General features: G+C 68.2%; 25 protein-coding genes and 4 pseudogenes. 14 read left to right on the forward strand and 15 right to left on the reverse strand.

All coding sequences use genetic code 11. The features are described from left to right. Positions 1–89: 89 nt before the first annotated feature. Positions 90–260, forward strand: a complete 171-nt coding sequence (locus OG928_RS33255; protein WP_331765717.1) for a hypothetical protein — start codon at positions 90–92, stop codon at positions 258–260. 676 nt (positions 261–936) lie between these two features. Continuing rightward, positions 937–1,212: a hypothetical protein gene (locus tag OG928_RS33260; RefSeq protein ID WP_406291367.1), complete on the forward strand. Its 276-nt coding sequence runs from the start codon at positions 937–939 to the stop codon at positions 1,210–1,212. A 90-nt stretch (positions 1,213–1,302) separates the two neighbouring features. Here OG928_RS33260 and OG928_RS33265 read toward each other — a convergent pair whose 3' ends face one another. Further along, positions 1,303–1,698, reverse strand: coding sequence for a transposase (locus OG928_RS33265; protein WP_406291368.1), 396 nt, complete (start codon positions 1,696–1,698; stop codon positions 1,303–1,305). Here OG928_RS33265 and OG928_RS33270 point away from each other — a divergent pair. From OG928_RS33270 to OG928_RS33285, 4 genes and pseudogenes are all read left to right on the forward strand, one after another. Then, positions 1,691–2,215, forward strand: a pseudogene (locus OG928_RS33270) (IS110 family transposase); the annotation flags it as partial. The gene OG928_RS33265 and the pseudogene OG928_RS33270 overlap by 8 nt on opposite strands. Before the next feature lie 310 nt (positions 2,216–2,525). Next, positions 2,526–2,897, forward strand: coding sequence for a hypothetical protein (locus tag OG928_RS33275; protein ID WP_331765718.1), 372 nt, complete (start codon positions 2,526–2,528; stop codon positions 2,895–2,897). A 193-nt stretch (positions 2,898–3,090) separates the two neighbouring features. Beyond that, a complete protein-coding gene (locus OG928_RS33280; RefSeq protein ID WP_331765719.1) occupies positions 3,091–3,942 on the forward strand; it encodes a MerR family transcriptional regulator in 852 nt (283 codons plus the stop codon). 298 nt (positions 3,943–4,240) lie between these two features. Beyond that, a pseudogene (locus OG928_RS33285) lies at positions 4,241–5,430 on the forward strand (IS110 family transposase). Positions 5,431–5,668: 238 nt separating this feature from the next. Here OG928_RS33285 and OG928_RS33290 read toward each other — a convergent pair. Beyond that, complete coding sequence (locus tag OG928_RS33290) at positions 5,669–6,319, reverse strand: SDR family oxidoreductase (protein ID WP_331765720.1); 651 nt, start codon at positions 6,317–6,319, stop codon at positions 5,669–5,671. Positions 6,320–6,486: 167 nt separating this feature from the next. Then, positions 6,487–7,641, reverse strand: coding sequence for an MFS transporter (locus OG928_RS33295; protein ID WP_331765721.1), 1,155 nt, complete (start codon positions 7,639–7,641; stop codon positions 6,487–6,489). A gap of 26 nt (positions 7,642–7,667) precedes the next feature. Between OG928_RS33295 and OG928_RS33300 the strand changes: the two genes are divergently transcribed. Continuing rightward, entirely contained in the window at positions 7,668–8,234 is a 567-nt protein-coding gene (locus tag OG928_RS33300; protein WP_331765722.1) for a TetR/AcrR family transcriptional regulator C-terminal domain-containing protein, read from the forward strand. A 246-nt stretch (positions 8,235–8,480) separates the two neighbouring features. Here OG928_RS33300 and OG928_RS33305 read toward each other — a convergent pair whose 3' ends face one another. Together OG928_RS33305 and OG928_RS33310 are read right to left on the reverse strand one after the other, a co-directional pair. Beyond that, a complete protein-coding gene (locus OG928_RS33305) occupies positions 8,481–9,332 on the reverse strand; it encodes a hypothetical protein (RefSeq protein ID WP_331765723.1) in 852 nt (283 codons plus the stop codon). Positions 9,333–9,358: 26 nt separating this feature from the next. Then, complete coding sequence (locus OG928_RS33310; RefSeq protein WP_331765724.1) at positions 9,359–9,823, reverse strand: NAD(P)H-binding protein; 465 nt, start codon at positions 9,821–9,823, stop codon at positions 9,359–9,361. A gap of 638 nt (positions 9,824–10,461) precedes the next feature. Between OG928_RS33310 and OG928_RS33315 the strand changes: the two are divergent. Beyond that, a pseudogene (locus OG928_RS33315) lies at positions 10,462–10,623 on the forward strand (SDR family oxidoreductase); the annotation flags it as partial. A 250-nt stretch (positions 10,624–10,873) separates the two neighbouring features. Here the strand turns inward: OG928_RS33315 and OG928_RS33320 are convergent. Both OG928_RS33320 and OG928_RS33325 read right to left on the reverse strand, forming a co-directional pair. Next, entirely contained in the window at positions 10,874–11,221 is a 348-nt protein-coding gene (locus tag OG928_RS33320; RefSeq protein ID WP_331765725.1) for a hypothetical protein, read from the reverse strand. Between the two features lie 162 nt (positions 11,222–11,383). Then, complete coding sequence (locus OG928_RS33325; RefSeq protein WP_406292073.1) at positions 11,384–12,442, reverse strand: alpha/beta hydrolase; 1,059 nt, start codon at positions 12,440–12,442, stop codon at positions 11,384–11,386. Between the two features lie 573 nt (positions 12,443–13,015). Between OG928_RS33325 and OG928_RS33330 the strand changes: the two genes are divergently transcribed. After that, entirely contained in the window at positions 13,016–13,216 is a 201-nt protein-coding gene (locus OG928_RS33330; RefSeq protein ID WP_331765727.1) for a hypothetical protein, read from the forward strand. 284 nt (positions 13,217–13,500) lie between these two features. Here the strand turns inward: OG928_RS33330 and OG928_RS33335 are convergent, their stop codons facing one another. Together OG928_RS33335 and OG928_RS33340 are read right to left on the reverse strand one after the other, a co-directional pair. Continuing rightward, positions 13,501–13,785: a transposase gene (locus OG928_RS33335; protein WP_331765728.1), complete on the reverse strand. Its 285-nt coding sequence runs from the start codon at positions 13,783–13,785 to the stop codon at positions 13,501–13,503. 108 nt (positions 13,786–13,893) lie between these two features. Next, positions 13,894–15,198 carry a hypothetical protein gene (locus OG928_RS33340; protein WP_331765729.1) on the reverse strand — a complete coding sequence of 435 codons (1,305 nt, stop codon included), beginning with the start codon at positions 15,196–15,198 and terminating at the stop codon, positions 13,894–13,896. Positions 15,199–15,348: 150 nt separating this feature from the next. On the opposite strand from OG928_RS33340, the gene OG928_RS33345 reads away from it, so the two are divergent. Further along, positions 15,349–18,081, forward strand: coding sequence for a hypothetical protein (locus tag OG928_RS33345; RefSeq protein ID WP_331765730.1), 2,733 nt, complete (start codon positions 15,349–15,351; stop codon positions 18,079–18,081). A 148-nt stretch (positions 18,082–18,229) separates the two neighbouring features. After that, entirely contained in the window at positions 18,230–18,385 is a 156-nt protein-coding gene (locus OG928_RS33350; protein ID WP_331765731.1) for a hypothetical protein, read from the forward strand. 223 nt (positions 18,386–18,608) lie between these two features. On the opposite strand, the pseudogene OG928_RS33355 reads toward OG928_RS33350, so the two are convergent. Then, positions 18,609–18,859, reverse strand: a pseudogene (locus tag OG928_RS33355) (transposase); the annotation flags it as partial. Beyond that, positions 18,844–19,071 (reverse strand): hypothetical protein, encoded by a 228-nt coding sequence (locus tag OG928_RS33360; RefSeq protein ID WP_406292148.1) that lies wholly within the window; start codon positions 19,069–19,071, stop codon positions 18,844–18,846. The pseudogene OG928_RS33355 and the gene OG928_RS33360, both read right to left, overlap by 16 nt. A gap of 445 nt (positions 19,072–19,516) precedes the next feature. Between OG928_RS33360 and OG928_RS33365 the strand changes: the two genes are divergently transcribed. Then, positions 19,517–20,677, forward strand: coding sequence for an alpha/beta fold hydrolase (locus OG928_RS33365; RefSeq protein ID WP_331765733.1), 1,161 nt, complete (start codon positions 19,517–19,519; stop codon positions 20,675–20,677). Positions 20,678–20,893: 216 nt separating this feature from the next. Further along, positions 20,894–21,187, forward strand: coding sequence for a hypothetical protein (locus OG928_RS33370; protein ID WP_331765734.1), 294 nt, complete (start codon positions 20,894–20,896; stop codon positions 21,185–21,187). Between the two features lie 39 nt (positions 21,188–21,226). On the opposite strand, the gene OG928_RS33375 is transcribed toward OG928_RS33370, so the two are convergent. Both OG928_RS33375 and OG928_RS33380 read right to left on the reverse strand, forming a co-directional pair. Continuing rightward, positions 21,227–21,727, reverse strand: coding sequence for a hypothetical protein (locus tag OG928_RS33375; RefSeq protein WP_331765735.1), 501 nt, complete (start codon positions 21,725–21,727; stop codon positions 21,227–21,229). 102 nt (positions 21,728–21,829) lie between these two features. Next, positions 21,830–22,033 (reverse strand): hypothetical protein, encoded by a 204-nt coding sequence (locus OG928_RS33380; protein ID WP_331765736.1) that lies wholly within the window; start codon positions 22,031–22,033, stop codon positions 21,830–21,832. 442 nt (positions 22,034–22,475) lie between these two features. Here OG928_RS33380 and OG928_RS33385 point away from each other — a divergent pair, with 442 nt between their 5' ends. Beyond that, the gene (locus tag OG928_RS33385) at positions 22,476–23,528 is read left to right on the forward strand and encodes a ferritin-like protein (protein ID WP_331765737.1); all 1,053 of its coding nucleotides are present in this window, start codon (positions 22,476–22,478) and stop codon (positions 23,526–23,528) included. A 132-nt stretch (positions 23,529–23,660) separates the two neighbouring features. Here the strand turns inward: OG928_RS33385 and OG928_RS33390 are convergent, their stop codons facing one another. Next, on the reverse strand, positions 23,661–23,852 hold the full coding sequence (locus OG928_RS33390) for a hypothetical protein (RefSeq protein WP_331765738.1): 192 nt from the start codon (positions 23,850–23,852) through the stop codon (positions 23,661–23,663). Positions 23,853–23,964: 112 nt separating this feature from the next. After that, entirely contained in the window at positions 23,965–25,338 is a 1,374-nt protein-coding gene (locus OG928_RS33395; protein ID WP_331765739.1) for a helix-turn-helix transcriptional regulator, read from the reverse strand. Positions 25,339–25,367 lie beyond the last annotated feature (29 nt).

Consider the following 25,367-nt stretch of genomic DNA (forward strand, 5'->3'; position numbering starts at 1 on the left):
CCCGAAGACGCGCCAATCGGCCGAGGTGACTCCGATTCCACTGCCGGTCCGACCGAACGACGATCGCAGGTCGGCTTCCCGAGCGGCCATTGTCGGTCCATCAGCCCGGGGCTATCGCCGACCGGATCGAATTCGACGGATGGCGCCTGTGCCCGTGCGGCGACAAGCACGGCCGGGCCCGGATCGACGCCCAGGTCCTGGACGCCCTGCGCGGCAACGCCGACCTCGTCCGCCAGTCACGCGGCACGGTCGACGGCTGAGCCTCCGGGGCCCGGGCGACAACCCGGACCCGCCGAGGTGGGCGCGCCGCACCGCCCGGTACCGGCGATCACCGTGTCGGGGGTCGGTCGCGCGTGATGTCTTCCCGACGGTGTGACGGGGAGCACGCTCACGTTCCCCCGTGCAGGGCCCACTCACGTGAACCGTCACGTCGCCGCCCATGGCCCTGATGGACTCTTCGGCGAGGAACGTGCTTCCGCCGTGGGGCATTTCGGGTTCGGTTCGCACCGTCCGTTGCTTGTTCCTGCCCCGCCCGCCGAGTCCGTCGACCTTCATCGCCCGCGTCCAATCCGGCGCCTTCCCAAGAATAGGGACGTCCCGGAGCAGGCGGCGAACGCGATCGGGACGGCGCACCAGTGGACCGCGAACGACCCCACGGTCCTGGCCGAACGCGTGGCGCGGGACTCACATCCGGAACGCGTCGTCGGCGTGCTCGGCCACCGAGGATTGAACCAGCTTCCGACCTCGCGGGAGCCACGATGGACCGGCTTCCGTACTACGCGGCACGCGCGTCATCAGGCGCTGTCGATCGGCCGTCCTGCGAGAGAGCCGGAACCCACCGGCGATGCCGGCAGGCAAGTGGTACACCGCGACGCACCGACGCACCGACGCACCGACGCACCGAAAGCCGGTCGCCCACGGCCGGATCATGAACCCATGATCGAACACGTCTACTTCGAGGGCGGCACCGCCCACGGCACCACGTGGACGGTCGACGACGCTGACTCCACCGGAGAAGACTCCACCGAAGACGTGGATTCCGGGAAGTCCTCGCCCAGGTGCTCGCGTATGGGCGTGCGGACGCCCGGCCCCGGCATCTGGCGGTTTGACCGGTCTGCTGCCGTCGCCGACCGGGGACAACAGCGGCGGAACAGGTCGGCCGGGGCCGGCCTTGGGTCGAGCCCCTTCGAGGAGCCTGGGCCCAGTTGTTGATGCCGTATTTGGTCAGGCGCGCGAGGGAGCTGCCGTCACGGCCGGGCAGGTACTCGGCCCCCTCCTTGAACGGCTCGTTGAACGTGCTGGTCAGGCGGCCGGCTGCTCGTACTTCTTGCGCCAGGGGTCGGCGGTGCGGATGACGGTGGCGCCCTTGCGGGTGAGGCGTTTGGTCATCACGGCAATCGCGGCCCAGTTGACGTGTGCTTCGCTGTGGGTGGGCCGGGTCTCGTAGTCCCGGACGTTCCGGCGGGCCCGTAGCGTCCACGAGTTCGTCCGTTCGACCACCCAGCGTTTGGGCAGGACGACGAACCCTCTTTGGTTCCGCGGCCGCGGGACGGTCTTGAGCGTGATGCCGAGTTTGGCGGCCCAGTCCACCAGCTGGCCGGCGTAGGCGGAGTCGGCCCAGGCAACGACGATGCCCGGATTGGTCAGCCGCAGCCGCCAAAGGACGTCGCGGGCGGCGTCGGCGTCGCGGATGTCCATCGACTGGGCCGGCGACCATCACGACATGGCCGTGGTCAACGAGACAGGCTCGCTGTTGGCCCGCGCTCGCGTCGATGACACCGCGGAAGGGCTCGACCAGCTGCTTCGAATGCTCGCCGAGCACGGCGATACCCCGCAGGATCCCGTCCCGGTGGCCATCGAGACCTCCCGTGGTCTTCTGGTCGCCTGCCTGCGGGCGACGAGCCGCCCGGTCTACGCCATCAATCCGATGGCCGCCGCCCGGTACCGGGACCGACACACAGTCTCCCGCAAGAAGTCCGACCACGTGGACGCGATGGTGCCGGCGAACATCCTGCGCACCGACGCCGCAGCCCACCGCACGCTTCCTGCTGACTCCGAACTGGCCCAGGCCGTCGCGGTCCTTGCCCGTGCCCAGCAGGACGCCGTCTGGGACCGAACCCAGGCCGGCAACAAACCGACCTCCCACCTGCGGGAGTTCTTCCCCGGCTACCTGGCCGCCGTCGGCCACCGGCACTGGACCCGTACACGACCTGACGTCTCGAGCACCGAATTCAGCCGATCAAGAGTGGACGCTACGTCCTCGGACGGACCGTCGACTCCCGAACGCGCGAACCACGACGCCGGCGGGGATCGGCGCGGCGCAGCGGCGGGGGCATGCCGGTGCGAGAGCACCAGGACAGGCCCGGAAGGACGTCGTCGGGCGGGACGCCGCGCTGTGGTGGCACGCATTCGGGCCGCTCACGGCGAACGGGGCCATGTGATCCGCCGACGCGTACATCGGGATCGAGGCGGGTGGCAAGGCGCCGAACCTGCCCGACGGTCGCTTCGTCAAGCACAAGAGCGGTATGCAGACGGTCATCCTGTCGGGCGACAACCTGGTGACGATCCTCGATGCGCTGCACGACGGCGTGTGGGGCCTCACCGCGCGGCCGAACCAGGCGAACTCGGCGCGCTGCCGCACCTTGTACGGGCGCTTCAAGGACTTCCTCGAGGACACGGACCGGCCCGTGGACCACTCCCGGCACGAAGCACTCGCGCTGAGCATCGACGACCGGGTCGTCGTGGAGGCGCAGGACGCGCAACCGCACGGCCGAGGCGCCGCAGGCTCCGGGGGTCCGCCGACCATGCGACGGCGGCTGTCAGCGGCCAGTTGGAGTTCCCCGGTGACGGCCATTTGGTGGGGAGGTATCCGGCTGCCGATGGTCACTCTGTGTTGATGTTCCACATCGCTCAGCGGCTCACGGGTGAAGACAGAAGGAGGCTCCGGCGTGCTCGGTTCGGCGATGGCGGCGGATGGCCCGGTGGTGATCAGGGCCTGGCTCTCGGTGGTGTCGAGATGCGTGTTGTTGCACCTGCCGTAGCGGCATGTGGTGTCGTCGAGGCACCACCGCAAGAAAGGCTCGCTCTGCGATGTACCCCTCCGTCACGCCTCCCCGCCAGGTCAAGATCGGTGATGCCGCCGCCTTCGCCGGGACCACCCCACGCGCCATCCGCCACTACCACCAGATCGGTCTGCTGCCGGAGCCCGAGCGAGGCGGAGACGGTCGCCGCCGCTACGGCTACGACGACATGATCCGCCTGCTGTCGATCCGCAAGATGGCGGAGGCCGGAATCAGCCTGGACGACATGCGGGCCGCCTTCGACGGAGCCCGGGACATCGAGGAGACCCTGGGCCGGCTGGAGGAGACCCTGGCCGCTCAGGAGGCCGACATCAAGCGTCAGCGCGCGGCAGTCCAGCGCCTGCGGGCCGTGGGCAGCCCGCTGGGTCTGCTCTCCCAACTGGTGACGGACCGGCTTAGCCACCTGCCTCCGGGCGCATTGTGCCCTTCCGACCTGGACGCCCTGCTGGTCACGGAACGGGTCTTCGGGCCGTTGGGAGCCGCTGTCCAGGCAAGCGTGTTCATCGTGCTGGCCACCCACCCCGACCTGCGGGCCGACGCGGACCGCCTCGAGGCGGCCGACGCCGCCCTCGACGACAGCGTCGATCCCCATGACCCGCGTGTCGAAGAACTCGCCGCGCAGCACTGTGCCCACCACAAGGCCCTGGTGCAGGCCATCGAGGCGGACGGGCTGGACGCGGCTGAGGAGAAGCTCTTCGAGATCTACGACGCCGACCTGACGGGCGAAGAGGTCTCCCAGATGAGCGCCTTCGAAGCGGTCACCAAAATGCCCTACGACTTCTCTCCCGCCCGGATGCGATGCATGGAACTCACGGCAGAACTCCTCGCCCAAGACGACCAGGACACCCCAGACGACAGCTGATTGCCTACGGTAGGCACCGACGAACCAGCCGGCCGCCCCTTCGCCTGTACACGACCGGCCGCATCAGGCGTCCCTACCTTGTTGATGGGCAGGGCGAGCCATTCGTAGGGTTCTCCCACCCAGGGGTGCCGGGTGTGGCTTTCAGGCGTCTGCCGATCGTGGCTTTGTTCGATTTGCCGCCCGGCACCCCGCGACGACTCGGCCGCTGATTAGGAACTGCGATTCGGTCGCTGTGTAGGGACTCGACGGCGAGGTCGTCTGCGGGACAACACGAACCGACAGACTTGCGGAGGCGCTTGTGGCGAGGATCTGGGCCGGGGTGGACGCGGGGAAGACCCACCACCACTGCGTGGCGATCGACGAGAACGGGAAGCGGCTGCTCTCGCGCCGGGTGGCCAACGACGAGCCGGTTTTGCTCGACCTGGTGGCGGACGTCCTGGCCCTGGACACGGACGTGGTGTGGGCCGTCGACCTCACGGACGGCGCCGCGGGCCTGCTCATCGCGCTGCTCGTCAACCACGACCAGCACCTCCTCTACATTCCCGGCCGGGTCGTCAACCGTGCGGCCGACGGCTACCGGGGCGAGGGCAAGACCGACGCGAAGGACGCGGCGATCATCGCCGACCAGGCCCGCGTCCGCCGCGACCTGCACCCGCTGCGGCCCGGCGACGAGCTCACCGTCGAGCTGGGGCTCCTCACCGCCCACCGTATGGACCTCGCCGCCGACCGCACCCGCTCGATCAACCGCCTCCGAGCCCTGCTGACCGGAATATTCCCGGCCTTGGAAGGGAGTTGGACCTCACCAATGTCGGACCGTTGGTTCTCCTGACGGGTTATCAGACCCCGGCGGCGATCCGCCGCGCGGGCGCCCGGCGACTGGAGACCTGGCTGCACAACCGCAAGGTTCGCAATGCCGCGCAGCTCGCCGCCGGCGCCGTCGCAGCGGCCGAGCGCCAACACACCGCGGTGCCGGGCGAGAAGATCACAGCACGGCTGGTCCACACGTTGGCCAGGGAGGTGATGGCCCTCAACGAGCGGATCGCCGAGACGGACAAGCTCGTCGAGGGCCGGTTTCGCGAGCACGAACACGCCGCCGTGATCACGAGCATGCCCGGCATCGGGCCGTTGCTCGGCGCCGAGTTCCTCGCCGCGACCGGCGGCGACATGAGCGCGTTCGCCACCCCCGACCGCCTCGCCGCGTTCGCCGGCGTCGCCCCGGCCCCGCGCGACTCGGGCAAGGTCAGCGGCAACCTCCACCGCCCCCAGCGCTACAACCGGCGCCTCCAACGCGTGTTCTACACCTCCGCGCTGATCAGCATCCGGTACTGCGACGAGTCCCGCCGCTTCTACGACCGCAAGCGGGCCGAGGGCAAGCGGCACACCCAGGCAGTCCTTGCTCTGGCCCGCCGTCGCGTCAACGTCCTGTGGGCCCTGCTGCGTGACGGACGGTGCTACGAGCCCACACCACCCGTCACACTCGCCGCTTGACAACAAGATTAGGAATCGGCTACGGCGAGACGGAGAGTGACATCGCAACTGGCCGTACGTGGGGAATCCGGACTGGCCGCTGACAGGCGGCATCCCGGAGCCTTCGCCCAGGCGGGTGCGGATGTCGTTCGTGGCTGCCGGACTCGGCGAGTGGTGAACGCCGGTACGAACCTCGTCGCACTGCGGGAACTTCTCGAATCCGCCGCGGCCGATCTCGACCGTTCGAAAACGTCGTGGGTCACTCGGCCAGGGTCGGGGCAGCGTGGGACCAGCGGTGTTCGTCGAGTTCGCGGGCGATGAAGCGGGCGAGGTCGGTGCGCGTGACCTTACGGCCGCCCCTGGGGTTGCTCGCGTCGAGGACGCGGTAGTTGCCCGTGGGGGGTTCGTCCTGCAATCGGGCGGGGCGGACGAAGGTCCAGTCGACGGCGCTTCGGCGGACGATCGTTTCCATCAACCGCATGTCGTCGTACAACTCCCGAACCAGCGGAGTGACGAGATTGCGGTACCACCAGGGGAAGTTGGGGTCGCGGTGGTGGACTCCGCCCGAGGTGATCGCGATCAGCCGGGGTACGCCGGCGCCTTCCATCCCGGACACCAGGGCCCGCGCAGCGTCGGAGTAGAGCCCGTGTGCGTGCCGCCCCGGGGGACCGATCGCGGAGACCACGACGTCGTGGCCCTCGACGGCGGAGCGCACGCTGTCGGCGTCGCGTACGTCGGCCCGCACGACGTTCGACTTCCCCGTGCCGGGCGAGCCCTCCACGGTCGGGGGCTGCTGCCACCGGGCGGGCTCGCGCACCGCGGCGGTGACGTCGTGCCCCAGGCTCAGGGCTTCGCGGACGACGAGCTGTCCGGTGCGGCCATTGGCTCCGAAGACGATCACTTTGCTCATGACGGCGGTCCTCACGTGGTGGATGGGGTTACGGATATATGGGTGATGGCTTATGGGTATGGCGGGTGTTGCGGGGTGATGCGGTCATTCGTTCGGTGTCACGGGTCCGGCGGGGATGCAGGCTGATCCGGGACGGGCCGGGGGCGCCCCGGTCGGTGGTGTTGTGTCTACGAGGTACGGGTCCGAGGCAGCAGGAGTACCAGGGCCGCGCCGACCAGGCAGGTCGCGGTGACCACGAATGCGCCGATGATCAAGCCGCCTGCTCCCGGGTCGGTGGAGCCGGAGTCGTGGGCGGAGAAGTACACGGTGCCGAGCACCGCGACGCCCAGGGCCGTGGAGAGTTGCTGGAGTGCGTTGAGGGCGCCCGACGCGCTGCCCGTCTCGGCGGGTTCGGCCGCTGCCAGGATCGACTGGACCAGCGTGCCGGACACCAGCCCCACGCCCAGACCTACGACCAGGATGGGTATCGACAGCGTCCAGGCCGGCGATCCCGACGCGACCACGGCGGCAAGGCCGAGCGTACCGAGCGCCTCGACGCCCAGCCCCAGGTGCAGGAGCGAGCGGCCGAGCCGGCGGGATACCGACGGGGCGGCCAGTGAGGCGAGCCCGATGCCCGCGGCGAGCGGCGACAGGGAGAGCGCGGTTCCCCATGCGGACCGGCCGAGATCGAGTTGGAGGTGGAGGGACAGGACGAGCAGCAGTCCGCCGAGGCCGGTGAAGAACGCGGCGGTGACCGCGAGGCCACCGACGAACGCGGGTTTGCGCAGCAGGCTGGGTACCAGGACCGGCGAGCGGCTCGTGCGTTGACGCCGTCCGAAGGCGGCGAAGGCCACGATGCCGGCGGCGATCTCCGCGAACGTCCACCACGGCCAACCCGCCTCCCGGCCCTGGATCAGTGGGTGGACGACGAGCGCGGATCCCGTCGCGACGAGTGCGGCGCCCAGGGGGTCGATCCGTACGAGCGGGTCGCCCGGGTCGGCCGGCATCCACCGCAGCGCCCCGACCACGGTCAGTGCGCCGAGCGGGAGGTTGATCAGGAAGATCAGCCGCCAGTCGAGTCCGGCAGGGTCGAGAGCGATGAGGCCGCCCGCGAGTACGGGGCCGCCGACCCCGGCGAGCGCCATCACCGGTCCGAACGTCGAGAACGCGCGGCCGCGTTCGCGCTCGTCGAACACCGCGCTCAGGACGCCGAACCCCTGCGGGATCATCAACGCGCCGAGTGCGCCCTGCGCCACCCGAGCCGCGACGAGCACGGCCGGCGAAGGCGCCGCCGCGCACACCGCGGAGGCCACCGTGAACCCGGCGGCACCCAGGACGAACATCCGCCGGCGGCCCCAACGACGAGTTGATGGCGCTCGTCCTCGACCACGCGGTGGCCGACGTGGTCGTGCCGGACGAGGGCGCCGGCGACTGGCGTATCCGCCTCGAATTGCTCGTCGGGCGCATCGTCGCCGCCTTGGCCGACCACAACGACATCGCCTCGGTCGGCCTGCGGGACGCCCTCCCCGGCCCTCACAGTCTGCGTTTGACCGAGGAGTTGGCGCGCCTGCTTCGGACGGGCGGCCTCGACGACGACGCCTGCTCCTGGGGCATCGACCTGCTCGGCCAGTACATGTACTCGACCGCACTGGAGAACGCCGGCGACCCACAACCCCGGCGGGCTTCGGTAGGCGCCCGGCTCGGTGCCGACCCGACCGGGTCCGAGACGTTCACCGCCCGACTCGACGCCACCTTCCGGGCGTTGCCCGCCGAGCAATACCCCACCTTGCGAGCCCTCGTACCGAGGCTCACCGGCGGCGACCAGAACACGCGGGCCGCGTGGAAACTCCGCGTGATCATCGACGGCCTCCGCGCCCAGCTTCCTCATCGCGCCGCATCACACCGGGACGGCACCGCTCCACCCACGCCGAAGTGACCGAGCGCCGTTCCCACGCCCGCACCGCCGGGCGGATCGGCAGCCTGGCCGGCTCGTCCGCCAGGCCGCGATCGGCGCGATCCTCGACGGCACCGAACGCATCACCCGAACCGGCCCGGACGCCGTACGCATCGACCACCTCGCCGACGAGCACCACCGTCCCCGCAACTGGGTGGAAGTGCCCTTCGTCTACCGCAGGGGCCGCGATGTCGGGATGAACCTGGGCCTGCCCTCGAGAGACCGTGGTCAGTCCGCTGCCCGGGCCATTTCCAGGGCTTCGGCGGTCAGTTTGCCGAGTGGGCCGACGGCGTCGGCCACGCCCAGGCAGGTGCTGTCGCGGAAGACACCGAGTTCGTAGCGCACGGACTCGGTGTCGACGGAGCGGACCGTGAGCCCGATCTCGTAGTCGCCCGGGTAGGTCACCTCACCGAGATACTGGATCTGGTACGACCAAGGGGGTAGATCCGGCACCGAGTCCGCACCGCTCGTCCCGATCGAGTGCAAGGTGAACGTGGCGACGGTCTCGTCGTACCAAGTGGCCAGTGCGATGAAGTTGACGTGCTGGTTGGAGTCGACGTCACCGATCCGGGAACGCAGCGGGGCCCAATACGGGTAGTGGGCACGTTGCAGGCGCTCTGGGCGTGGACGGGCAGCTGCCGACGATCCTGTCTCCGGTAGCTGCATCTCGGCGAGATCGGCGATCAACTCGTCGGGAAGCTGGAGCGGCCCCGAGTTGTCGGCCAGCACGACAGTGGCGTCGCCACTGCCCACATGCTTGCCGCCGACCACGATCGCCTGTTCGAAGGTGAATGAGGAGCGCCCGACCCGGCGAACGCCGGTGTGCACCTGAACGCGGGTACCGGTCGGTCCAGCCTGAGCGAGCCGGTTGACCCGTTGGCCGACGAGCAGAATCTGGTACGGGCCGAACCCGCCCAGACCGATGAGGCGCTCGAAGCGGAGCAGTCGCAGCCGAATCCGGGCGTCTTCCAGCCAGCGGGCCATGCCGATCGTGCTTGCCCAGCCGTCTCGGCCAAGATCGGCCTGCCGCACCCGGACGTCGACCTGGACGCCGAAATTCTGATCGTCAGGAGAGCTCATGCGTGATGACCTTAGGGCAAAGTCAACTACCCCACCGGACTGGGCAACGTGGTCCGGCTTGGTCGGCCGGACGACCTGCGCATGCCCCGTTGGGTGGAGGAGACCCAGTACTCCACGTCTTCGCCGAGGTTGCGCTCCCGCCACGACTCCGGGAGTACGGAAACAAGTGCAAGACGGTCGACTCCGGCACGCCGCGTCGCCTCGATCGCTTTTGCGACGCCATCGCCGTCGATCGCCTTTGTGGTTTCCGTACTCCCGCCGTTGGACCCTGCGCTGAACACGATGGCGTCGACGTTGCCGAAGACCACCGCCAGCGCTTCCACGGACATGTCGGCAAGATCCCCGACTACCGCATGGACGCCGCGCGCTGCGAGGTCGGCCCGCTGTTCATCGCGGCGCACGAGCCCGTGAACGGAATCTCCCCTGGAAAGAAGCTCCTGCGCAAGCAGACCACCGATTTTGCCCGTAGTCCCGATGATGAATACATCCATCGTGAGAGCTCCGTTCGTTTCCGTACGTCGAGACGATCGCCGGCCTGCCCGTCCCGGATGCGCCTGGTCCCATGGGTCCAACATCTCGATCGCCACCAACATTCCGCACAAGTGACCCTCCGGCTGCCGAACGCAAAGGTCGCGAACGCTCGTTCGGCGTACGGTCGCGGCGTGTTCCCGGCCTCGGCGACGAACGGACGGATCAGGTTGTCCACGGGTGCGGGCAATTCCGCGAGTCTCCGTCCCGGTTGCAAGGTGACCCTGTGACCGCGGTCGGCGAGTGGGGCAGTGGCGAGCCGGGTGATTCGGCATGACGGCTGGGCGAGAAGGGCCAGGGGCTGCCCGGTTGCCCGGTTGTCGGCCCCGGACATCCCGGGGGCGTGACCGGGACGGCGCGGGTGCGTGGGGCTCCGAGGGCGGCCAGGACGCGCGGCGTCGTCGGGGGTTGCGCCGCCGATCCACGCGCCGGTGAAGCCGAGTTCGTCGAGCTTGGTGGCGGCCTCGCCCGCGTCGGCGTCCTGGGTGTAGCGGTCGAAGCGCTCCCATACGCCGATGCGTCCACCCGGTCCTTCGCCTGCTGCGCGTCCGTGTCGTCCTCGCTTTCGATCGCTCCGGTCCTGCTGCGTGGTGCGTGCCGCCCCTCCGACGGCCCGGGCTCCGACACGCAGAAGGGCCTCACCGCCCTCGGCCACTACGGGCAGCCCTCGGACGTCGCCGCGACCGTTGCCCACCTCGCGGGCGAGGGCGGCCGGTACGTCACCGGCGCCGCCATCGCCGTGGACGGAGGCTTCGCCGCCTGAACCCCGGTGGCCGGCCGCACCACGCCGCCGCCGGCCACCCCCCGACGGCCGCGACACAGATCCCGGCGGCCCCGCGGTGGCGGCGTTATGACACAACGCTCACGTCGATGCGGATGAGGATTCCCGGCCGTCCCGGGCCCCACCGGTGCCGCGCACCGGGGACCTCGGGTGCCCGGAGGCCCTCGACCGCGCAGTCCGGGGCACCTCTCTCGTTCCGGCCCCGACCAGTGCTCTTCCCACCCGCGTCCTTTCAGTCCTGCGCGCCGTCATCGTCGAGGTCGACGGCGTCCGGGTCGCGCAGAGGCCGAAGGGCCCCGCCAGTGGAGGTGGTGGTGAAGAAACAGTCGTCGTCCTGGTCGCGGAGCAGCACCTGCACCGTCCCCGGATACGGCCACGGCAGCGACTCCAGATGCTTGAGCAGGCCGGCGCGGGCCCGCTCCTTCCCGAGTTCCGAGGCCCACCCGAAGTCGAAGCCCCACTGACCCGCGACCGGCACGAAGTGGCCACGCCAGGTGCGTTCCGTGTCTTGGCGGGTCAGCGGCTCCATGACCTCGTCCGCATGGCGGGCAAGCACAATGACCTCGGCGTCTCTACTCATGGACGAGTATCACCGCATCCGCACGACCCGCCGCAACCACATTCACCAGCCGGAGAACACACCGAGGCGGCCCGGCGTGACCGGCGCAGGAATCAACGAGCGGATCGAAGGCGAGCTCTCACGCAACGGTGAGCAGCGCCGCGCCCACACTCGACCCCCTGGCTAGGAGATGCCGAAGGCCTGCTGAAGACGGGGGATGTAGTCGGCGAGGTCCTGTTTCCAGCACAGATAGTTGTGGCCTCCGCGGCAGTCGGCCCAGGGGGTGCCGGTGCCGTCGCCGTAGTTGACGAAGTAGGAGGGCACACCGGCGGCGTCCAAGGCCGCCTTGAAGTGGTTGGCCGCGCCCGGCAGCCACCATTCGAGGGCCAGGTTGTAGGGGTCGTTGACGCCCGGAACCGGCGGGATCGCGCCGCCGCCGCCGTTGCCGACGTAGATCGAAACGCCCATGCCTCGTAGCGCGTCGGCGTGCGCGCCCGGGCTGGCGTCGTTCCACAGGACGTCGGAGTAGGGGTAGTTGACTGAGAACGGGTACGGGGTGCCGAACAGGTCGTCGCTGCCGACCTGGGGGCTGTAGGTGGTCAGGGAGGCGACGACGGCCAAACGCAGGTCCGCCGACATGCGCGACAGGTCCAGATCGCCGGAGAACGAGGCGACCTGGGAGAACAGGTCGGGGTGGCGCTCGGCGTAGCGGACGGCGCCGAAGCCGCCCATGGAAATCCCGGCGACGGCCCGGTGCTGCTTGTCGGGGGTGGTGCGCAGGTTTGCGTCGATGAATGGGATGACCTGGTTGATGTGGAAGTTCTCCCACCGCTGGGCGCCGGCGGCGCTGTTCTGGTTGAGCCAGTTGGCGTACCAACCGCGCGGGCCGCCGTCGGGCATCACGAAGATCATCCCGGCGGAGCTATTGATCGTCGGGTAGGCGGAGAAGTAGGTCGCGGGGTCGGAGTCGGCACTGGAGCCGTTGAGCAGGTGGAGCACGGGGAAGCGCTTGGTGGGGTTGCTGTAGTAGTCCGACGGAAGCACGATTCTGATGTGGTGCCCGCCGTCGTTCAACTGAGTCCCGGCGACCTCGGCGGTGGACACGGTGATCACGAAGTCGTAGGCGGTGTCGGGGACCGTCGGCTTCGGTGCGGTCGGGAGCTGGGTCAGTCCGTATGCGTTGGCCAGAACCGGCCGAGAGGCCGGCATGGTGGTGTCGGCGCGGGCGGCGGGCGGTCCCATGAGCGCGGTCGAGACAGCGCCGATCGCTATGGCGATCGCAGCGACGGACGCGGCGAGGGTTCGTTTCACAGGTGGATTCCTCGAAGTCGGCGGCCTGGACTTCTCCGGGCCTCAAGGCGTGGACCGATGAGTGGTGCGCCGGGCCGGCAAGGGATGGATGCCGGTGCTTTCGCAAGGTGTGGCACGAAAAGGCAGACCCCGACACACGTCGGGTGGCTTCCGGCCACCGCTGGAGAACTGCCCCTTCCTGTATGACCGACTGGTCGGGCATACACTCGATTACACAGCGTGAGAAGTCAAGCAAAGTTCCGACAGGGCATCGCAGACATCCTCGGAACTTCGTTCGATGCCGGGGCAAGGCATGAGCCGGTATGGCCCGGTCGGCCGGGACCGGACGCGAGGCGCTGCTGCGCGCGGGCTTCGCGTCGCCGGCGAGCGCGGCTTGGCCGCGATGTCGGTCAATGCCGTGGTCGAGGCGGCGGGGATGGTCAAAGGCGCCGCGCGTGGTGGCCGTCATGGGCAGAATGCCCGGGCGACGCACTGTCCGGCTGACGCAGTCGTCGACGAGGGACCGTGTCGTTGCGGATCAGCCGGCGGCGGGTACGGCTCGCCGCGATGCCGAGGGCTCAGGTGGGTGGCATTCTCGATGAGCGCCTCCAACTCGGGCTGTCACCAGGGGCGTTCGTCGCGCAAGGCGGGTTGGTGGCGGCCGGTGGTGATGTCGTCGAGGAGAACGTCGGGCCGACGCGCAGCGTGGTGCTGGGGGTCTCGTAGGTGAAGGCCCACCGGGCCGCGGCTGTAGGTCTCGGCGTCCTCGGTCAACGCGACGGGGTGTCGGGCGCGGTGCGGGCGAGGGCGATCTCGGGGGCGGAGCCGTGGTCCATCCATGCCACCACACAACCCCGCCGGACCCACCCGAACACCCCACCCCACACCCCGAAAACCCACCCACCAGCCCTACGCCCGGAACAACCATCCCGATACAACTGCGAAACCCCAGCCCACACACCCCACCACACCCCACAACCAACGACCGCTCACACCCGTCGGCGTCTGGTTCACCCCCCGCCCCACGCCCTCACCCGAGCCGAACGCAGGCCCGCCGCCCGCCCACGACCGACGAAGATAAAGTTGATCTGTTCGACGCTGGGGAGCGCGTAGACCCGGTCCCAGCCAGGGAAGTCGGCCGGGATCGCCCGCCACTTCACACCGTTGCCGAGCAGGTAGCGGACCGCGCCCAGCATCTGGCGGTGGCGGTAGCCCTCCGGCTGCCCGCCCCGGGCCCTCCAGCCGCGCCGGACCGGCAGCAGCGGCCGAACCGCCTCCGACTCCGCATCCGCCATGTCCGACGGGTATCTCCGTACCCGCTTGCCGTGATCGACGGCGATTCTTCCCGGTCGGCATACCGACTGCCAGTGCCGCGGCCCGCGGACGAGGAACTGCCGATGTCGTCAGGTTCTTGGGCCGGCGAACAGGGACGGATCGCCGTGCCCAAGGGCATGCGACATGAGCGACCGCATAAACCACCCATGCCCATGCCCATGCCCATGCGCAGGACGGTGCTCCATGCCGCGTACGTTGCCGACGAAGTCCCTCGGATCCGGTCCGTTGCGGATGTACTCCTGAAAGAACGTCGGCGGCAGATGCAGCACGCCCACCTTGCCGTCGTCGCCATACGCCTCGACACCGCGCCCCCGCACCGGTCCCTTCGGCGCACGCAGCGTCTCGTCGCTCCACGGCACCTCTTCCAGATTCACCTCCTGGCGTTCGGTGAACAGGCCGGGCCGGGCTGTGAGTACATGCGCCAAGTGGTCGGCGTATGCGGTGTAGACGAAGGCGCGCGCCGCTCGGTTCAGTCCTCGCCAACGCAGGACTGCGGCCCACAGTGGCACGAACGTTTCCATGCGCTGTTTAGGCTTGTCGGCGAGGTTGATGTCGAAGGCGTTGACCTGGATCAGATGGCGGGCAAAGAAGTCTTTGTGGCTGTCGAGGTGCTGGAACAGTCCCATCTTGCCGCCGTCGCCCAATAGGCGGGTGCCGCTGCGGCTGTATGCGGACAACATCACCTTGCCTACCGGCGTCTGGGCCTGGGTCCCAGGGCGGACAGCGGCGCGCAGAAAGTTGGCGATCTCCCCTAGTACGTTCATGAGCTGGTCCGGGCGCGTCAGATCGGCGAAGTCACGGTTGTCCGCGACCGGGAGCACGTACGCCATCCGAGGCTTGCGGCCGCGCTGTGCGACCAGATGATGGGCGATCGCGAGGAAGTCGACGGCCGTGTAGCGCAGCCCGAGCCGCACATAGAGGTGCTGGTCCTGCATGTCGGCCGAACAGGATTTGCCGTGCCAGTCCCGGCAGCGCCCATTCCAGTAAGGCGTGTTGCGGTAGCACGTCTCATATGTTGGCGGATGGAACAGTACGTGCACGTCCACGCCTGAGGCGCCACCAGCCGCCAGCTCTGACAACAGAGCCGGCGGTGCCCACACAAAGAACAGTCGGGTGTCGCCGCTGTCCCGTTCCAGTGCCCAGACCTTTCCGGCCTCTTTCGCGCGGTCCAGGTGAATGTCCGCATACTTCACCGGCGTGACGGTGACGCCGTCCGGTGAGCTCCGGTCCAGGACGTGCCAACCAGCTACAGCGATCTTGTCGCTTGGGACCAGCCGGTCTGGATCGACGACGGCCGTGCCCCCGGGGCCCGGCACGAAGATTTTCGCCCACGCTTCTTGGAGCGGCTCGACCACAGCGGTGACGTCCCTCATCCGCCCAGTATCGCCGCCGAGCCGCCCACCACCGCGACGAACACGCAGCCTGGGTTGCACCGGTCGAGTGATTTGTTGTTTCTGGTGGCGTCAGTGGATGCGTGCCGTGGCATGCCAAGCGATGGGGATAGGGCAAAGCGAGAGGTTCCCATGGCGCTGGTGGTTACATTCGTCAATACGCAGTCGATTCCCACTTCCGGGATCGGTGCTGCCTACAAGATCTGGTCCTACAAGGTCGAGGGCAACTCAGCCGACCTGCCCCAGGGCCATCGTTTTGCCCTCGCGCTGCCCGCGGACATCCATGTGCTGGACCCGGGCTCCTTCCCTGGCGTGCCCGCGTTGGAGGGAATGTTCCTGCAGCGGGATCAGGGAGAAGCCCGTCAGTACGTCGGGCGTACGGTCGGCGGGTCGGGACCGCAGGTGATCGCATTTGTCGCCCCGGCCCGTGTGTCCACCGGTGAGGTACTCCTTGTCAAGGCCTCACCCGGCAGCAACCCCTGGGTTGCTGTTCCCTTTGCCGGTGCAGCGGGCGGCTCCCCGAGCCATTCCCAGAAAATGACCGTCCCTGCCCCGGGCGCACCGGCATACGCCGGGCGTCCGCTGGTCGATTTCATGGGCACACTGCCGTACGCCAGTGAGCTGTTCGGCGTATACCAGCCCCTGAGCGGATGGTTCGGAGCACATTCCTCGATCGCGGCGTCCGTGGCACATCCCAACTTGCCGTTCGCCGGGTTGACCCTTGACCGGTTCAGGGGCGATACCGCCCTCAACATGAGCGATCCGGCACTGGCCGCACTGAAGCAGCACTACGATGCGGCCGCTTCAGGGGGGCTCTCGCCGGTGGGGCTGGTGAATTTGTTCCGGGAGTACTTCTTCGAGTTCGACACCTTCCTTGGGGCTCCGGCGGGACATATCTGGGTCAGCCCTGGCGGTACCGTCGAGGTGGTCGAGACCAGTAGCAGACGCACGTTGATCGAGAAGGTGTCCGAGCAGTCGGAGGAGATCTCCCGTAAGACCGAGGAGAGCCTGACAGAGCAGGACGACGTCGCTGACGCTGTCAAGGAAGACAACTCCAGTGACACAAAACTGGGGGTCAGCGCCACCGGCGGAGTGAACGCCAAGATTTACCACGCCGATGTGAGCGCCAGCTTCAGCACTCAAAACACCGTCAAACGCGGCTCGGAGGTCACGCACAAGCACACCCGTACACAGACCGCCAAGGCTACCAGCGAGATCAAAAGGAACTTCAAGACCACCTTCAAGACGGTGACCGAGACGACGGATACCTCCAGCCGCCGATACGTCCTGGAGAACAAATCCGACCACCTGGTCAACTACGAACTGCGACGCAAGATGCGCAAGGTCGGCGTGCAGTTGCAGCACATCGGTACGCGGCTGTGCTGGCAGGTCTACCTCGGCGAACCGGGCAGGGATCTCGGACTGGGTGACATGGTCCATGTCGTTGAAGCACCTGATCTCACGGGGCTCAACAAACCAGAGAAGCTGCCCCCTCTGGACGAAAAGCTGGTGCCCTTCCACTTCGAAGTTCCATTTCTCATCAGCCAAGGGCCGGACGCAGAAGAAGCCGAGGAAACATACGTACCCACCCCTGGGCTTCCCTGTCGCGGACTGCATGACAGGGAGCCCCTCGAGAACGACATCATCCAGTTCTGCTTCGAGGAGAAGCTGCCGCCTGCTCCACCGGGCTATGCCCTCAGCAAGATCGCGTCTATGGACCACCACGGCGCCCAGGTCCATTACACCCTCGACGCCAGCGATCTGCTGCCTAACCCCGACCCGGACAAGAACACCATCAAGCTGCGGCTGACCTACGCCAACTTTCAGGGCAAGAAGTCGCTTCCCTTCGACGCCATGCTGCTCTACATTCCCACCGAAGCGGCCCAGAAGAAGATCAACGATCTCAACGCCGCGCGGGAGGCTGAGTACAACAAGGAGGTGGCTCGGCTGCAGCACGACGCGTACGGCAAGGCCGTGCGCGAGCGCCTGCGCTTGGTCAGCTCCATGCGCGCCCGGTCCCCTGAGAACCTGCGCAGCGAAGAGCGCCGCATGGTATTCCGGAATCTCATCCGCCGACTGGAGACCACCGGCCACTACCCCCAGGACCCAAAGCACCTGCCGTTCCCGGAAGCAGAGGGAATCCAGCAGTTCTTCGACGTAGACGAAATGCTGTACTTCGTCGCCCCCGACTTCTGGCGGCCCGGCCCGTTGGTAGCCCCACCGGTCACCAAGGAGAGCGTCGGCAGGTATCCAGTACCGCCCGAGGACGAGACGCCGGTGACCACACCGCTGCCGCTCCTGGGCCAGACCGTCGCCGGCTGGTACTCGAGGGCAGACAAGTACAAAGCACTCGATACTCAGCCACCCCCCAACGAGTGGCGGGTGAATTACCTCATCACCGAGCAGACGCAACCGGCGCCGCTGGGCAGTTCACTGGGATGGCTGATCCAGATTGACGCCGATGAGCGCCGCAACGAATTCCTCAACTCCGCGTGGGTGAAGGCTGTCCTGCCCGTCAGGCCCGGCCAGGAGCTTGCTGCACTCTCATGGCTCAAGGAAGTGGAGGGTGAGGCGGGCCTCGGCGTCAACTACGTCCCACAGCCCAAAGACCCGGAAACATACCAGGGCAAGAAGGTCGGCCAGGTCCTGGCGTTGCTTGCCACACACCTGAACTCCGCCGACGCCGACATCGAGATCACGCGAAACTCGGAGAAGGTCTTCGAAACCGGATTCGACCCCTTGTCCGGCGGCTTCAAACCGGCCGAGCCCTACCAGGTCTTCGACCAGTGGGTCGAAGTCATGCCCACCGATCAGGTGGCCGCCGTCGCTGTGCAGTACGACCCCAAGACCGGGCAGCAACTGTGAGAAGGCCTCAACCTGGCGCCGAGCAGCCCTGAGAAGCCGCATTCATACGGCTCATGGCCACTGAGTTTCTGCTGGTGAGGCGTGAACTCCGTTTTGGCGAGACAGTGATGGGGCGTCGTGTCTCTCCTTGATCGGGTGGAGGTGACCGGTGCACTCGGTGCTGGGTCTGCTGGAAGCGAAGGAGTCAACTGCTCGGGAGTGGGTCGAGCAGGCGCGGGAGGAGGACTCTCGGATCGCGGTCGTGCTCGAGGAGGCCGAGCGGACCCTTGAACGGCTGGTCATCGCCCGTGAGGCGGTGATGTAGGTGCCGACCGAACCGGTCGCGGAGGCCGCCGATTTGGTGGAGGACGGGGTGGGGTCTGCCGCGGTGGCGGGATCGACGGTCCCCCGCCGCGGCGCGAGGGCTCACCAGCGCGGTCCTCGTGCCAGACTGCCGGCGGATGATGTCGGTCCTGGAGACGAAAGCGGCGGCGGGCCGGGCCAATTTAAAGGGCGTTTTATCCCTGCGAAGGTGTTTGCTTCCAGGTTCAGGTGCCACGCCAGTTCAGGGTTGATTCGCGGGTGAGTCGTCTGCTCATGAGGTCGATCTGGCGAGGTGGATCATGGCTTCGGAGCGGTGTGGGTGGGTTTCGTAGTCGCGGGCGAGGCGGCGGTGGTGGATGAGCCATCCCAGGGTGCGTTCGACGATCCAACGTCTGGGGAGGACCTTGAATCCCTTGAGGGCGGGATCGCGTTGGACGACGTGGACGTCGATGCCGAGGGTCACGCCGTGCTCGACGGCTTGCGCGGGTAGTTGTGCCGCTCCCCCTCCAGCCTCTGCGGCGACAGGTATCCGACCATATCGATTCCATGGTCGCCGGAACCGCCGTGCCGTTCGACGAGGGTGTACTTCGTGGAGAGGGCCGGAACCCACTCCTTCACGAACTCCTCGAACGTGTCCGGGTCGTAGGACACGGAAACGATCTGCTTCGGCGTCGGCATCGCGGCCATGCGCAGCGTATGGGGCAGCACAGTCGTGCGTGCTGCACCTCTACCCGGCGAGGGAGACGTTCAGGGCCTCGGCGTAGTCGCATGATGTCCGGTTCGTGGTCATGTGATGCCGAGCAGAGCGAGTGGGCGATCGGGGTCGTGCGGCGACGTTCCTGGTGCCGGCGAGGCGCAGGGCTCCGATGGCCAGGTTGCGCCAGGTCGCCATGTGCGGGGCGCGTCCCCGGAAACCTGTCCGTCACTCCTCGGCTCGCATGTGAGGGAGGCCGCCCTGCCCGATCCCACCAAACCGGGACTCGGCCGATTGGAGCGACAGACCTACCCAATTGGGTGACGCGGAAGGCTTCGGCGGCCGTGCTCGTTGCATCGGGCGGCCGCCCTTCGGATTCTGGCCTGGCCTGGCCTGGGCGTCCGTCTCGGGCCGAGCCGACCGATCGGAGCGCAGGCGATGCCACCGACCATCCCCTCCAACGACCACGCGGTCCCGCATGTCTCAACCGTCCCCGCAAACAAGGATGAGGCCGTCAAGCTGTTCGTACGGGAGTACGACGGCACCAAGCCACACCAGCCACGCAAGGCCGTCCTCATGCTCCACGGCAGAAGCGTCCCGGCTCTCGCGGGATTCGACCTCAGGCACGGCAAGTACAGCTGGGCCCAGGATCTGGCAGATGCCGGCTACGACGTGTTCATCATGGATCTCCAGGGATCCGGCCGGTCACCGCGCCCGAAGATGGACGAACCCTGCAATGCCAACCCGGCCCAGCAGCAGGACCTCCTGGTCCCCAACCCGCTCCCGGCCCCGTGCCCCTCCCCGGTGTACAAGTCTCAGCTGGGCAACTCGCAGAGCGACTGGGACGAGCTGAACACCGTCGTGGAGTACATCAGGACGCTGCGAGATGTGTCGAAGGTCGCGCTCGTCGGCTGGTCCGCGGCTGCGTTCCAGATCGGACCGTACGCGCTGCAACACCCCGAGAAGGTGGCGAGCCTGCTCTTCCTCGCGCCGATCTTCCCGCCCGAGGGCAGGGCGAGCGCACCGGCCGCACTGCCGGTCTCCACGCCGCCGGCCGTGTTCGGCTTCCCCATGAACCTCGGCAGCAAAGCGGGCTTCGAAGAAGCATGGGGCAGGGAGCAGCACTGCCCGAAACAGCGGGAGACCGGCATGGTCGACGTGGTGTGGAAGGCCATCATGGAGAACGACTCCATCGGCCGTGGCTGGGGGCCCAAGGAGTCCGGAGTGGCGCAGGGGTTGGTGCGGATCCGGAACTCCTACTGGTGGGGCTGGAACTCCACCACGGTGCCACAGGACGGCACGCTCGGCGGGACGGTGCCCGTGCTCATTGTGTACGGAGATCTCGACACCCAGGCGAACACGCCGGTTTCCTCGGGCCCCTTGCTCCACTTCTCGGTGCCCGCGCTCTACGACGCAATCCCTGGCCCGAACAAGCTGATGTTCCGGATCGCCTGTGCGGGGCACTCCATGGTCTGGGAACGCCAGTCCAAGGTCCTGCACCGGATGTCCCGGCAGTGGCTCAAGCACACCGCCGTCGAAGGCCTCGCCAAGGGAAGCTTCTTCGTGGACGAAGACGGCGTCTACATGCCCACGGAGTAGCGGGCTCCGCGGGTGGCGGCCGAGATTGGCAGTCAGCCGGGGCGGCCCGTGCGGCACGGCCCCATACCCTCGTCTCCGATCACGTCGGCGGCGTGGGGACCTGGGGCGCGCTCTCGCGCGGACGGCACTGGCCCTGGTGGGTCGCCGGCGTGGCACTGTCCCTGACCCCGGCGATCGTGATGACTACCCTGATCGACGCGTGATCCGGCGTCGACGGTGACTACAGACGACGCCTCGGTGCACGCCACCGACTCGGCCCGCCGGTACTACGACACCGACGAGGTCGACGCCTGCCACGCCGCCGTCCTGGCGGCGAGGACATCCACACAGAGGGTCTACGCCCACAGGCACGAGTCGATCGCGGCCGCGTGCCGGCGCGCGGTCGAGCGAACCGCGGCCAGGTCGCGGGACCTGCTCGGCCCGAGCCCTGGTTGCCGCCGGCGGATCGCCCGGCTCTCGTACGGCCGGGCCCGCTACGTGGCCGTCTTCAACGTCTCCGGCTGCCGGTAGCACGTCTCCGGTCCCACACCCAGGGCCTGGGCGGCGCTCTCAGTGCAGTTGCTGGGTGCCGGTGCTGTCGTGGACGAAGACGGACCGGGTGTCGGTGGAAGGGTAGCTCTCCTTCAGAGTGAAGGCCTGGGGGGTCCCGCTCGCGAGGGCGTCCGGGACTTCGAAGTACAGGACGTACGTCTTCGAGGTGGTCGTCTCGCTCTCCAGTTGCAGCCAGCCCACGACGCCGGCCGCCGGAAAGGTGCCGGTCGCGGTGATGGTGGTCTTCGCGGTGCCCTGCTGAAAGGCGAAGGTGGCTGTGCCGAGGTCCAGGCGCTTGCGGGCGCCGTCCTTCCAGCGTCGGAAGAGCGTGATCCACTCCTCCGGCCACAGCCCGCCGGTCGCTTCGGGCGGCATGTCGCTCTGCAGCCGCGCCAGGATGGCGTCGGCATTCGCGACGACCTCGTCGTAGTCCCACAGGTCGACCGCAAAGTCCATGTGGGCCTTGTCGGTGGCGCGGAACATCGGCCGGATGTGGAGCTCGAACACGGGCGTGCGCATGCTGGCCGTACACCTCCATCAGAACGTTCTTCAGCGTGATCTTCGTACCGCTGGTCCAGCCCAGCGTGTCGGCGAAGTCCGCGACCTTGTGTTTGGGCTGGGTCAGGAAGCCGCGTAGAGGAACAGGTCGCTGCCGCGTTCGCACGGGCCAACGGACCCGTCGTTGTGGAGCGCGGCCTGGAAGTCGTACCCGGTCACGTCGTCAGGACCGGCGGCCGAGCGTGCACGCAGGATGTCGATCGCATGGATGTAGTCGCTCAACTCGTTCGGGCTGAGGGAGTTGATGTCCCGTCGGCTTCCCACCATCACTCCACCTCCGGTTCGGCTCCCCTATACATACCAGCGGGAGCGTTGTGGTGCGCGTCACATCCGTGGCGTGTCCGTGTGAAGAGGGGCCCAGGGCCGGAGTCAGGATGGGCTCGGCCGCCTGCGCCGGCCGTCTCGCCGCACACGGACCCGGAAGCTGACGGACCGCCCGACTGGATGTGCCTCTGGATGTGCCTCGGCATCGAACCGCGTCGTCCGACGAGTTCCTCGCCGAGTTGCTCGGCGAGGAGCCTTCGGTCATCCCTTGCGCCCACGGTCTCGCTGCGTCGCCGCCGAGGACGACTCGCGTGACCGCGGGCTTCGAGGCGGTATGCGTCGATCGGGTGAACCGCCAGGGGGCGCGCCCGCCCCTCACTCGCCTGGCCTGCTGAATGGATACGGTTTTCATGCTGTCTGCATTCAGACGAGAGAAGGATGTGGCATGACCGCGGTCCTTGAGTATGAGAGCAACGCCATCGTCGAGCTGATGGGCGTCCTCCCCGCGGACCGCGATGCGGAGTGGCTGAAGGACTCCCTGCAGCAGGCGATCATGGTGGAGATCGCGACCATTGGTCCGTATGCGAGCGCCCTGTGGTCGATCAAGGAGTCGAACGGGGCAGTCGCCAAGGACATCCGGGAGATCATCTTCGACGAGATGACCCACATGGGACTGGCGTGCAACATGCTCACCACCATCGGAGGGACGCCGGTTCTCGCCGATCCGAAGGTGGTGCCGAAGTACGAGCACGTACTGCCGGGCGGCGTGCGGCCCGGACTCATCATCTTCCTGGAGGGGCTGACCAAGGCCTCGGTCGAGATGTTCTCCGAGATCGAGCGCCCGGAGCACCCGGTCGCCCGGTTCGCCACCTCCGCCACCATCGGGGCCTTCTACACCGCGATCGAGGAGGTCTTCGAGACGCACCAGCACCTGATCGGCGGCGACCGGCAGATCGACTTCTCCCTGGAGACCCACGGTCGGGGCAACAAGATCCTTCCGCTCGACACCATCGAGAAGGTGCGAGCCGCCATCGAGGTCATCAAGGAGCAGGGCGAGGGCACCTCCGCCTCGCCCGAGAACCCCTTCCCCGACAAGCCCGGGGAACTGGCGCACTTCTACGTGTTCCGGGAGATGGTCCACGGCAAGAAGCTGATCAAGGTGTCGGAGGATCCGGTCGTCTGGGACTTCAAGGGCGACGACGTCCCGTTGCCCCCGGCCTTCCCGATGGGGAGGGTACCCATGGGCGGTTGGGCCAACGGCGGGCCGAATGCGCCCACGCCCGAGGTTCAGCAGGTGCTCGGCGCGTTCAACACGCATTTCAGCGTGATGCTGCGGGCGCTGGAGGCAGCCTGGCAGACGGGTGACTCGGACGCCCTGTTGCCGGCGATCAGCCAAATGCGCGGGATGCGCACCCAGGCGCGGAAGCTCGTGCAGCTGGAGCTGCCCGACGGCAGCGGAAACACCTACGGACCGGAGTTCCTGTACCTCGAGGAGTGATCATCGACTCGTGAACGTGGCTGGTCTGGCTGAACGCCTCGGCGATCCGCGACGAGAGCACGACGTCGCCGGAGGTGATCCGCTCGACCAAGCGCACCCGGGCCGCCATCAGGGCCCGGTCGTCGAGGACGCTCACGTGGTTCCTTCGAGGTAGTCGGCGATCGCCGCGGTGATGGGCAATCCGGTGGCCTGTTCCACGAGTCCGTATTGTCCGGACGGGTTCACCTCCAGCACCACCCACTCGCCGGTCGGGGTGATGACGAAGTCGAACGCGCCGTACGGCAGTCCGAGGACGTCGAGCATCGCCAGGACGCCCCGGGTCACCTCTGTGGGTGATCAGCGTGCGTGGCACTCTCGGGCCGCATTCGGCGGCCACGCGCAGTTGGAGCGGCTTGTACTCGGCGTCCGCGGCACGGCCCGGAGGCGACAGCCGCGGTCACAACGCGAACAGATAGGCCGCCCCGCGCCCCGCGTTCCCGAACGTCGTGAGGTTACCGGGCGCGGGCCCGAGAGTGGTGGTACCGGGGGCCGCACGGTGGCAGAGGCCGGTGCGGTAGGCGTCCATGGCGGCTTCGGTGCGGCCCATGCGGCGCAACAGGTCGCCCAGGAGCGTGCATAGGTCGGCAAGGTCGCCTGCCGCGCCGCTGCGTTCGAGGAGACCAAGGGCACTGACGTAGTGCTCCTCGGCGGATGCCGGATCACCCCGGTCCTCGGCCATCAGGCCGAGCAGCCGATGGGCACCTGCCGCGTGCACCGCGCCCCGGGTATCGCCGAGGTCGAGGAGGCGCGAAAGCAGCTCCTGTGCCTCTTCCTGGCGGCCGCGGCGGCGCAGCACGTCGGCCAGCTCCACCTCGACCTGGGCGGTGAACAGTGGGGCGCGCTTGGCCGCCAGCATCTCGCGGGCGGTGCGCAGTTCGGTTTCGGCCTCTTCGAGCGCGTCGTGCTGGGCATGGACGTACCCGCGCATCCAGTGGCAGTGCGCCAGTTCGGTACGCAGATGCAGTTGCTGGTAGAGCTCCTGTGCCTTGGCGAGTGAGGCGTCTGCCTCGGCGATGCGGCCCTCGGCGAGCAGAGTGCGGGCGACGCTGCGGTGCATACCGGCGACCAGCGCCGGATCGGAGACCTGCGGGGCGAGCGCGAGGGCAACCTCGGCGGCATGTGCGGCGCGGGCGTGCGCGCCCATGTCCATGTAGGGGCTGATGGAGGCGGCGTAGAGCAGGACGAGTGCATCGGGGTCGCGCAGTTCACTTGCGGCGAGTTCGTCGAGTGCGGTCTCCAGCACGTAGCAGGCGTAACGGAGTTCGCCCGCCAGGAGGTGGGCGACGGCCCGGCCGCGGATCGCGCGGGCCCGACGGGGCAGGGGTTCGGTGGCGAGCTGCCGCTCGGCTTTCTCGAAGTGGGCGCGGGCCTGGGCCAGTTCCCCGGTCTCCAGGGCGCAGTCGCCGAGTCCGATGCGGGCGGCGGCCTGCTCGGTCACCAGGGCGAGGCGCTCGGCGTCGGCGAGCAGTTCCCGGTAGCGCAGGGCGGCCTGCTCAGGGGTGCCGGTGGCGAGCAGCCGTTGGGCGTCGGTGAGGGCGAGGCGCAGTTCCGTGGCGAGGTACGCGGGGTGGCCGGTGGTCAGTTCTTCGTAGGTGGTGCCGAGTTGCCCTGCAAGGAAGCGCAGGGCGGTCTCGGAGGGGCGCGCCTTGCCCGATTCCAGGGTGGAGATGTGGGCCGCGGTGTACTTCGGCTCGGCAAGCTGACGCTGCGTCAATCCCAGTTCGGTGCGCATCCGTTGGATGCGGCATCCGATCGTGGCCGGATCATCCATCGCGTACCCCCTCTGTGTCTCTTCCTCCC

The sequence above is a fragment of the Embleya sp. NBC_00896 genome (genome assembly GCF_045207785.1).
GTDB lineage: Bacteria > Actinomycetota > Actinomycetes > Streptomycetales > Streptomycetaceae > Embleya.